Genomic DNA, 440 nt, shown 5'->3' with positions numbered 1-440 from the left:
ACGCAGTGTTGCCAGCATATGTTGGTCAATACCACGTCCGCCGCCCTGATACGCCTGAGTGGAGAGATCGTGGCGATCGCCAATCACCCAGGTGCCGTTAGCCAGAGCTGGTTTGATGACCGTTTCTACCAGTTGAACGCGCGCGGCATAAAACATCAGAACTTCGGCTTTATCGGTAATGACTTCATCGCCTACCGATTTGATATCCAGCACCAGGCTTCTTAACTTTTCGGCAAGTTGCGTACCGCCAGGTTCCCGAGTGAAAACCATGTCGCGGATACCCAGTTGCTCGAGCGTCTCAACCACCACATTACGCGCGGTAGTTTTGCCTGCGCCTTCCAGCCCCTCAATGACGATATACTTACTGCGCATTTTTTTCCTTAAGCACTTTCAGATAATCCTGCACAGACTTGTTATGACTGGCAAGATTGGTATTAAAC

1 protein-coding gene is annotated in these 440 nt (G+C 50.7%); it reads right to left on the bottom strand.

The features are described 5' to 3' along the window. Positions 1-372: dTMP kinase (tmk, locus tag VG561_RS21175; protein ID WP_423179948.1), on the bottom strand; the 372-nt coding region annotated here is incomplete at its 3' end. Between the last annotated feature and the right edge of the window lie 68 nt (positions 373-440).

This window comes from Stenotrophomonas sp. CASM110 (genome assembly GCF_049384345.1).
GTDB classification, from domain to species: Bacteria; Pseudomonadota; Gammaproteobacteria; order Xanthomonadales; family Xanthomonadaceae; genus Stenotrophomonas; species Stenotrophomonas muris.
The sequence above is the reverse complement of the archived record's forward strand: the minus strand, read 5'-3'. Positions and strand labels throughout refer to the sequence as shown.